The organism is Citreimonas sp. (assembly GCF_042096055.1).
In the GTDB taxonomy this organism is placed as follows: domain Bacteria; phylum Pseudomonadota; class Alphaproteobacteria; order Rhodobacterales; family Rhodobacteraceae; genus Citreimonas.
Map to the genome: position 1 here is coordinate 1 of NZ_JBELMH010000106.1, position 8,444 is coordinate 8,444.

General features: G+C 67.9%; 7 protein-coding genes. 4 read left to right on the top strand and 3 right to left on the bottom strand.

Going from position 1 to position 8,444, the window contains the following annotated elements:
• Positions 1-194: 194 nt before the first annotated feature.
• From ACFDTC_RS16310 to ACFDTC_RS16320, 3 genes are all read right to left on the bottom strand, one after another.
• On the bottom strand, positions 195-1,628 hold the full coding sequence (locus tag ACFDTC_RS16310) for a Glu/Leu/Phe/Val dehydrogenase (protein WP_375259940.1): 1,434 nt from the start codon (positions 1,626-1,628) through the stop codon (positions 195-197).
• Between the two features lie 163 nt (positions 1,629-1,791).
• Positions 1,792-2,277: a hypothetical protein gene (locus ACFDTC_RS16315; RefSeq protein WP_375259941.1), complete on the bottom strand. Its 486-nt coding sequence runs from the start codon at positions 2,275-2,277 to the stop codon at positions 1,792-1,794.
• A gap of 166 nt (positions 2,278-2,443) precedes the next feature.
• Positions 2,444-3,277, bottom strand: a complete 834-nt coding sequence (locus ACFDTC_RS16320; RefSeq protein WP_375259942.1) for a prephenate dehydratase — start codon at positions 3,275-3,277, stop codon at positions 2,444-2,446.
• A 126-nt stretch (positions 3,278-3,403) separates the two neighbouring features.
• On the opposite strand from ACFDTC_RS16320, the gene ACFDTC_RS16325 reads away from it, so the two are divergent.
• From ACFDTC_RS16325 to ACFDTC_RS16340, 4 genes are all read left to right on the top strand, one after another.
• Complete coding sequence (locus ACFDTC_RS16325; protein WP_375259943.1) at positions 3,404-3,919, top strand: c-type cytochrome; 516 nt, start codon at positions 3,404-3,406, stop codon at positions 3,917-3,919.
• Between the two features lie 195 nt (positions 3,920-4,114).
• On the top strand, positions 4,115-6,058 hold the full coding sequence (locus tag ACFDTC_RS16330) for an extracellular solute-binding protein (protein ID WP_375259944.1): 1,944 nt from the start codon (positions 4,115-4,117) through the stop codon (positions 6,056-6,058).
• A gap of 3 nt (positions 6,059-6,061) precedes the next feature.
• Entirely contained in the window at positions 6,062-7,138 is a 1,077-nt protein-coding gene (locus ACFDTC_RS16335) for a microcin C ABC transporter permease YejB (RefSeq protein ID WP_375259945.1), read from the top strand.
• Positions 7,139-7,222: 84 nt separating this feature from the next.
• Positions 7,223-8,380 carry an ABC transporter permease gene (locus ACFDTC_RS16340; protein WP_375259946.1) on the top strand — a complete coding sequence of 386 codons (1,158 nt, stop codon included), beginning with the start codon at positions 7,223-7,225 and terminating at the stop codon, positions 8,378-8,380.
• Positions 8,381-8,444: the final 64 nt, after the last annotated feature.

An 8,444-nucleotide genomic window follows, 5' to 3' on the forward strand; every position in this document is an offset into this window, starting at 1 on the left:
TCCTCTCTCCCGCCGATGCGTGTCGCGGGTTTGGAGACAGGAGTAGGATCGCATTGTGGCGGGAAGCCGGCCCCGCCTGTGGCCTTTCCGGGGCGATCGGGCACGCAGCGTACACAATCTTCCGCGGCGCGGGGATTGACGCCGGTCGGGCAACGATGCCGCGCCCGCCCCGAGGCACCCTCAGACGGAGGCCGTCACAGCCCCTTGGCGCGGTAGCTCGCCGCGACCTTGTCGATCGACACGAGGTAGGCGGCAGTGCGCAGGTCGGTCACGTCGGCGCGGTCGTGCCAGACCTCGCGCATCGACTGGTAGGCGATGCGCATCGTGTCATCGAGGCCCGAGCGCACCAGCTCCAGCTCGTCGGCGCCGCGCAGGTACTTCGACTTGAAGTCCGGCGACAGCGTCCAGCCGACGCCGGTATCGGCCGACAGCCGCTCGAGCTCGTCGATGATCAGCTGGTGGCGCGATTCCTCCTGCCGGCGCTGCATCCGGCCAAAGCGGATGTGGCTGAGATTCTTCACCCATTCGAAGTATGACACCGTCACGCCGCCCGCGTTGGCGTACATGTCCGGGATGATGACGCAACCCTTCTCGCGCAGGATGTCGTCGGCGCCGGCGGTGATCGGGCCGTTGGCGGCCTCGATGATCAGCGGCGCCTTGATGCGGTGCGCGTTGCCCAGGTTGATCACCGCCTCGAGCGCGGCGGGGATGAGGATGTCGCACTCCTCCTCCAGCAGTGCCGCGCCCTCGGGGGTGAAGGCCGCGCCGGGAAAGCCCGACACGCCGCCGTGGCGCCGGATCCAGTCATGGACCGCGTCGACGTCCAGCCCGGCCTCGCTGAAGATCGCGCCGTCGCGCTCGATGATCGCGGTGACGCGGCAGCCGTCCTCTTGGCTGAGGAACTTGGCTGCGTGATAGCCGACGTTGCCGAGGCCCTGCAAGATCACCCGCTTGCCGTCGAGCGTGCCCGACAGCCGCGCCGCGGCGATGTCCGCGGGGTGGCGGAAGAACTCGCGCAACGCGTATTGCACGCCGCGCCCGGTCGCCTCGATCCGGCCGGCGATGCCGCCGGCGTTCAGCGGCTTGCCGGTGACGCAGGCGCGCGCGTTGATGTCGGTGGTGTTCATCCGCGCGTACTGGTCGGCCATCCAGGCCATCTCGCGCTCGGAGGTGCCCATGTCGGGGGCGGGCACGTTCTGCGCGGGGTGGATCAGGTCGCGCTTGGCCAGCTCATAGGTGAAGCGGCGGGTGATCAGCTCCAGCTCGTGCACCTCGTAGTCGCGCGGGTCGATGCACAGCCCGCCCTTCGAGCCGCCGAACGGCGCCTCGACCAGCGCGCACTTGTAGGTCATTAGCGCGGCCAGCGCCTCGACCTCGTCCTGGTTGACGGTGGGCGCGTAGCGGATGCCGCCCTTGACCGGCTCCATGTGCTCGGAATGCACGCTGCGGTAGCCGGTCAGCGTGTGGATCTGCCCGCGCAGGCGCACCCCGAAGCGCACCGTGTAGGTCGAGTTGCAGACGCGGATCTTCTCCTCGAGCCCCGGCGACAGGTCCATCAGCGCCACCGCGCGGTTGAACATCAGGTCGACGGATTGGCGGAAGGTCGGTTCGCTGCGCGGTACGTTCATGGCTCGTCCTCCGATTGGGCCGGTGGCGGTCGGCCCGGAACGGCCGATGACAGGACGGCACCGCCGGGGCGCCGTCGCCGTCACGGTAACGCCGGGGCGTCCGCCCAGAAACCCCCGAATTCGGGAAGATGCGCCTCCGGATGCAACCGGGACGCGCGCCGGCTCAGCCCTCGCGCGCCGGCCGCTCGGAAACCCGCAGCGCCAGGATATCCGCCACCGGGCGCGTCTGGTGCCCTGCGGTCACGCCGCCCACCGCCACGCGCCGGCCCGACCGCCACCACAGGCCCGGGCGCCAGACCGTGCGCCCCGGCTTGCGCAATTGCAGCGAGAAGCCGTTCGAGGGCTTAAGCGCGAACACCCCGCGGTCGACGCGCGTGATGTCCTCGGTCCGCGCGATCTCCTGCCCGGTGCTGTCGAACAGCCCCTCCTCGGTCAGCACGATCGAGATCGCGGTGGCGCGCCACATCAGCTGCGCCAGCACCAGCGACACGACCCCCGCACCGACCAGGAACGCCAGCCACAGGACCGAGACCGGCGGCGTGGTGATCGCGATCCAGATCAGCAGCAGGCCCAGCCCGCCCAGCGCGCCCACGCCCAGCGCCCGGCGCGGGGCCGAGGCGGTGATCCGTGCCAGTTCCCGTTCGCTCATGTCCGTGCTTTCCCTTGCTTGCCGCGGGCCCGCCGGCGCCGCGCGCCACCCGTCGGTTGCGCCCGCCGCCCGGCACGGGCGGCTACCGAGGCGCGCCGCCGCAGGCGGCGGGCCGAGATGTCTGCGCGCGGCCCCGCCCGGGGCCGCGCTCCGCCTGCCAACCCCGTCAGTCCCGGCGTGGATCGCGCGGATAGACGCCGAGGATTTCCAGCATGTCGGTGAAGTAGTCCAGCTCTTCCAGCGCGCGGTCGACCGCCGGGTCGTCGGGATGCCCCTCGATGTCGGCGTAGAACTGCGTCGCGGTGAAGGACCCGCCCACCATGTAGCTTTCCAGCTTGGTCATGTTGACGCCGTTGGTCGCGAACCCGCCCATCGCCTTGTAGAGCGCGGCGGGAATGTTGCGCACCTGGAAGATGAAGGTCGTCATCATGCCGTGCGTGCCGCGCCGCGACATATCCGGGTCGCGCCCCATGATCAGGAAGCGCGTGGTGTTGTGGGCGTGGTCCTCGATGTGGCGCGCCAGGATGTGCAGCCCGTGCAGGTCGGCCGCGAGGTCCGAGGCCAGAACGCCCTGGTCGCGCGCGCCGGATGCCGCCAGCTCGGCCGCCGCGCCCGCGCTGTCGGCGGCGGCCTCGCCCCTGATGCCGTATTGCGACAGGAAGCTTTGCGCCTGCGGCAGCAGCACCAGGTGCGCGCGCACGCTCTTCAACTCCTCGATCTGCACGCCGGGCAGCGCCATCAGGCTGATGTGCACCCGCACGAAAGCCTCGTCGACGATGCGCAATCCGGACTCGGGCAGCAGGCGGTGGATGTCCGCGACGCGCCCGTAGGTCGTATTCTCGACGGGCAGCATCGCCAGTTCCGCAACGCCGCTGCGCACCGCCTCGATCGCGTCCTCGAAGTTGCGGCAGGGAAGCGGTTCCATGTCGGGCCGGGCCTCGCGGCAGGCCTGGTCGGAATAGGCTCCCGGTTCGCCCTGGAAGGCGATGCGTTGCGTCATGCGGGCTTCCCCTCGAAAATTGCCCGCATCGGGGGCGTTTCGTCGCGGTATCTACCGCTTGCCTCGCTGGAAGGGAAGCAATAGATACCCGCGCGACGACCGGGAAAACCAGGAACGGGCCTTTTCATGTTTGACACGATGACCTTCACCAAGACACTCGGCGCATTGTGCGGTGCGCTCCTGGTCTTCCTGCTGGGCAAATGGGCGGCGGAAAGCCTGTACCACGTCGGCGGGCATCACGGCGAGGAAGTCGCCTCCTACGTGATCGAGGTCGCCGACGCCGAGGAACCCGCAGACGACGCGCCCACCATGACGGTCGAGGAACACCTCGCCGCCGCCGACGCCTCAGCCGGCGAGCGTCTGTGGAGCCAGTGCCGCGCCTGCCACCAGCTCGAGCAGGGCGCCAACGCCGTCGGCCCGTACCTCTACGGCGTCGTCGGGCGCGACGTGGGCGCGGCCGAGGGCTACAACTACTCGGGCGCGCTGTCCGACGCGGCCGACGTCTGGACCCCCGAGAACCTGTTCGCCTTCCTCGAGAACCCGGCCGGCTACGCGCCCGGCACCTCGATGAGCTACCGCGGCATGCCCTCGCCCGAGGAGCGCGCCAACCTGATCGCCTTCCTGGACCAGACGGACGAATAAGCGCACGCACGCGCACCGATTTCAGTCAGGGCCGCCGCCGGGGCGGCCCTTTCGATTCCGGGCGTTACCTTTCCGCACGCGATGCGGCCCCGGCGCCGCGCCCCCGGCTCAATCACGCAATCTCAACTTGCATGTGGCCCGAGGCCGCTCCACCCTTGGCGTTCGAACGGCGCCGGACTTTCTAAGGGAGAGCACATGACACGCCATGCCGAATCCAGCCCCGCCATGATCGCGCAGCGCACGGCACCTGCGCGCGCGACGATCCTCGCAGCGCTTCTGGCAGGGTGCGCTTTGACGGCCACACAGACGGCCGCTCAGGACACGATGGCCACGGATAGCGCCGCGACCCAGGACGACCAGATCGTCACCGCGCACGGCTATTCGAACTTCGACTCCCTGAAATACGGCCCCGATTTCGAGCACCTAGAATACGTCAATCCCGACGCGCCCAAGGGCGGCGAGATCAGCCAGTGGGCGCAGGGCTCCTTCGACAGCTTCAACCGCTATTCGCGCCGCGGCGTGTCGGCCTCACTCACCGAACTGCTGCACGAACGCATCATGGTGTCGACCGCCGACGATCCCTACGGCACCTACTGCTATCTCTGCGAGACGCTGGAATACCCCGAAAGCCGCGACTGGGTGATCTTCAACCTGCGCGACGACGTGACCTTCGCCGACGGCACGCCGATGACCGCCGAGGACGTCAAGTTCACCTTCGAGCTGTTCCTGGAACAGGGCCTTGCCGAATACGTCAACGTGATCGAGGGCTTCGTGTCCGAGGTCGAGGTGCTGGGCCCGCACCGCGTGCGCTTCAACTTCACCGAGGACGCGCCGCGACGCGAGGTCGTGCCCTTCGCCGGCGGCAGCGTCGTGTTCTCGAAGGCCTGGTTCGAGGAGACCGGCGCGCGGATCGACGAAAGCAGCCTGACCGCGTTCATGGGCACCGGTCCCTACGTGATCGGCAGCTACGACGTCGGCCGCCGCGTCGTCTACGAGCGCAACGAGAACTTCTGGGGCGCCGAGCACCCGATGAACGTGGGCCAGAACAACTTCGACAGCATCCGGGTCGAGTACTTCGCCGACGGCGCGGCGGCGTTCGAGGCGTTCAAGGCCGGCGAATACACCTTCCGCGAGGAGAACTCGTCCAAGGACTGGGCGACGGGCTACGACTTCCCGGCGGTCCAGGAGGGCCACGTCGTGGTCGAGGAACTGCCCGACGGCATGATCGGCACCGCGCAGGCCTGGGTCTTCAACCTCGACCGCCCGACTTGGCAGGACCCCGAGGTGCGCGAGGCGATCCGCCTGATGTTCAACTTCGAATGGTCGAACCGCTCGCTGTTCTACGGGCTCTACGATCGGGTCAATTCCTTCTGGGAGAATTCCGACCTCGAAGCCACCGGCACGCCGACCGAGGCCGAGGTGGAACTGCTCCGCCCCCTGGTCGAGGACGGCCTGCTGGACGAGGGCATCCTGACCGCCGAGGCCGTGACCGCGCCTGAGAACGACCCCGAAAGCAACCAGCCCGGCCGGTCGCAACGCCGCGAGGCGCTGCGCCTGATGAACGAGGCCGGCTGGGAGATCGGCGATGGCGGCCTTCTGCGCAAGGACGGCCAGACGATGGACCTGACCATCCTCGGCTTCAGCGCCGCCTTCGACCGCATCGTCAACCCGTATCTCGAGAACCTCAAGGAGATCGGCATCAACGCCCGGTACGAGCGCGTGGACGTGTCGCAATACGTCCGCCGCCGCGAGGACGGCGATTTCGACATGGTCAACCAGAGCTTCGCCATGGGCTTCGAGCCGGGCTTCGGCCTGCGCCAGTGGTTCGGCTCGGAAACCGCCGACAACAGCTCGCGCAACCTGATGCGTTTGCGCAGCCCCGCCGTCGACCGCCTGATCGACAACGTGGTCGAGGCCGAGACGCTGGACGCGATGCGCACCGCGGTGCACGCGCTCGACCGCGTGCTGCGGGCCGAGGGCTTCTGGGTGCCGCAATGGTACAAGGCCAGCCACACGGTCGCCTACTACGACATGTTCCGCTACCCCGAACCGCTGCCGCCGCTCGCGCTGGGCGAGCTGTCGTTCTGGTGGTACGACGAGGACGCCGCGCAGGAATTGCGCGAAGCGGGCGCGCTGTAAGCCGTGGGAGCCTATATCCTCAGACGCCTGCTGCTCATCATCCCCACGCTGCTGGGGATCATGATCATCAACTTCACCCTCGTGCAGTTCGTCCCCGGCGGCCCGGTCGAGCAGATCCTGGCCAATATCGAGGGCGACGGCGACGTGTTCCAGGGCATCGCCGGCGGCGGCAGCGGCGAGCTGGCCGGCGCCTCCGAGGAAAGCGCCGGCCGGCGGGGTCTGCCGGCCGACTTCATCGCCCAGCTCGAGGCCGAGTTCGGCTTCGACAAGCCGCCGCTGGAACGCTTCCTCGACATGCTGTGGAACTACGTCCAGCTCGATTTCGGCGAGAGCTACTTCCGCTCGGTCTCGGTCATCGACCTGGTCCTCGAGAAGATGCCGGTCTCGATCAGCCTCGGCCTTTGGTCCACGCTGATCGCCTATATCGTCTCGATCCCGCTGGGCATCCGCAAGGCGGTGCGCGACGGGTCGTCCTTCGACACCTGGACCAGCGGCGCGATCATCGTCGCCTACGCGATCCCGGGCTTTTTGTTCGCGATCCTGCTGCTGGTGCTGTTCGCGGGCGGGTCGTACTACCAGATCTTCCCGCTGCGGGGCCTGACATCGGACAACTGGGACCAGCTGTCGCTGCTGGGCAAGGTCGCCGACTACTTCTGGCACATCACGCTGCCAGTGCTGGCCTCGACCATCTCGGCCTTTGCGACGCTGACGCTGCTGACCAAGAACAGCTTCCTCGACGAGATCAAGAAGGCCTACGTGATCACCGCCCGCGCCAAGGGCCTCAAGGAATCCCGCGTGCTCTACGGTCACATCTTCCGCAACGCGATGCTGATCGTGATCGCGGGCTTCCCGGCGGTGTTCATCGGCGTCTTCTTCTCGGGGTCGCTGATCATCGAGACGATCTTCTCGCTCGACGGTCTCGGCCGGCTGGGCTTCGAGGCGGCGGTGGCGCGCGACTACCCGGTGATCTTCGGCACGCTGTTCATCTTCGGCCTGATCGGCCTGATCGTGGGCATCCTGTCGGACCTCATGTACGTCCTGGTCGATCCCCGGATCGACTTCGAGAAGCGCGAGGGCTAGGCGATGGTCTTCAATCCCCGTCCCGACGCCGACACGCAGCCCACGCACGACCACGAGGGCGATCCCGCGCTGCGTCCCGAACCTATGCCTGGCGTCCCCGTGGCGCCGCAGCCGCCGCGCGGGCGCTTTGCGCTGTCGCCGCTCAATCAGCGGCGCTGGCGCAACTTCAAGCGCAATCGCCGCGCCTTCTGGTCGCTGTGGATCTTCACGCTGTTCTTCGGATTGTCGCTGTTCGCCGAGTTCCTGGCCAACGACAAGCCGATCCTCGTCAGCTACCGCGGCGAATGGCGCATGCCGATCTTCACCTTCTACCCCGAGACCGAGTTCGGCGGCGACTTCCAAACCGAGGCCGCCTACCGCGACCCCGAGGTGCGCTGCCTGATCGTCACCGGCGGCTATGAGGCCTGCTTCGACGAACCCGACGAGCTGATCGCCGAGGTGCGCGAGGGCGCCGACCTGTCGCTCGACTACCCCGAGTTCTCGCGCGGCTGGATGCTCTGGCCGCTGGTGCCCTACAGCTACAACACGCCCGTCGACCGCCCAGGCGCCGCGCCCCTGCCGCCCAACGGGCAGAACTGGCTGGGCACCGACGACACCAAGCGCGACGTGCTGGCGCGCGTGATCCACGGCTTCCGCCTGTCGATCCTGTTCACGCTGATCGTCACCGCGGCATCGTCGGTCATCGGGATCATCGCCGGCGCCCTGCAGGGCTATTTCGGCGGCTGGCTCGACCTCATCTTCCAGCGGATCATCGAGATCTGGACCGCGACGCCGTCGCTTTATGTCATCATCATCCTCTTCGCGATCCTGGGCCGAAGTTTCTGGCTGCTGGTCTTCCTGATGGTGCTGTTCGGCTGGGTGGCACTGGTAGGGGTGGTACGCGCGGAATTCCTGCGCGCCCGCAACCTGGAATACGTCCGCGCGGCCAAGGCGCTTGGCGTCAGCAACTGGACGATCATGTTCCGACACATGCTGCCCAACGCGATGGTCGCCACGGTCACGATGCTGCCCTTCATCGTCACCGGCACGATTTCGACGTTGGCGGGCCTCGACTTCCTCGGCTTCGGCCTGCCCTCCTCGGCGCCGTCGCTGGGCGAGCTGACCCTGCAGGCCAAGCAGAACCTGCAGGCGCCTTGGCTCGCCTTCACCGCCTTCGCGGTCTTCGCCGTGATGCTCTCGCTGCTCGTCTTCATCTTCGAAGGCGTCCGCGATGCCTTCGACCCAAGGAAAACCTTCTCATGAGCGCCGTTCTGCAAGTCCGCGATCTCAAGGTCGGCTTCCGCCAGGACGGCGCCACCACGCCGGC